The organism is Ochrobactrum sp. MYb379 (genome assembly GCF_037479515.1).
Taxonomy (GTDB): Bacteria; Pseudomonadota; Alphaproteobacteria; order Rhizobiales; family Rhizobiaceae; genus Brucella.
On the sequence record NZ_JBBGYW010000044.1, the window covers coordinates 1 to 721 of the forward strand.

A 721-nucleotide genomic window follows, 5' to 3' on the forward strand; every position below is an offset into this window, starting at 1 on the left:
TCGTAACAAGGTAGCCGTAGGGGAACCTGCGGCTGGATCACCTCCTTTCTAAGGAAGCTGTAGAATAGTAAGACGCTGCAATTTATTGCAGATGAACTTTCTCGTGCTTTTTAGAACATAGATTGCAGGCCAGTCAGCCTGACAATCGCTTTGCAGGCGTGCCGCCTTCGTTTCTCTTTCTTCATTGTTGATTGACATGACCCGCTCACGGGCCGGATCGCAGCTGATGCTGCTGGCCCTGCGCGAGCGCGTCGCATATGCGACGACGGACTAGCGTCCTGTATTGGCGCCCTCTTGATGGGGTAGCGAAAGTATAGGGGCTTGTAGCTCAGTTGGTTAGAGCACACGCTTGATAAGCGTGGGGTCGGAGGTTCAAGTCCTCCCAGGCCCACCAGATATGTGATAAGGGGCTTTAGCTCAGCTGGGAGAGCACCTGCTTTGCAAGCAGGGGGTCATCGGTTCGATCCCGATAAGCTCCACCATCACTTTTTTGGTGTCGAGTAGGACGGATTTTGGTCAATCAACAAAAGAAAGAAACAAGTTTGCAGATTGCTTTGAGCAATTTGCCTGTTCTGTATGAAATAGTGAAGAGAAGATGTAATCGGATCGACCTTTGGTTGATGTCGCAAGAGCTTGCTCAAGCCTTGCATTATGATTGGACGCCTAACCGCTCCACCGATTGTATCTCGAGAAGCTGGTCTTTCTGCTGATAACGTCAGAC

General features: G+C 50.5%; 1 protein-coding gene and 2 tRNA genes. 2 read left to right on the top strand and 1 reads right to left on the bottom strand.

What is annotated here, in order from left to right; all coding sequences use genetic code 11:
• Positions 1 to 317 precede the first annotated feature (317 nt).
• Together WH356_RS23980 and WH356_RS23985 are read left to right on the top strand one after the other, a co-directional pair.
• Positions 318 to 394, top strand: a tRNA-Ile gene (locus tag WH356_RS23980).
• Between the two features lie 12 nt (positions 395 to 406).
• A tRNA-Ala gene (locus WH356_RS23985) sits at positions 407 to 482 on the top strand.
• Here WH356_RS23985 and WH356_RS23990 read toward each other — a convergent pair.
• On the bottom strand, positions 483 to 721 hold a 239-nt coding region (locus tag WH356_RS23990; RefSeq protein WP_339515408.1), incomplete at its 5' end, for a hypothetical protein. It abuts the tRNA gene before it with no gap.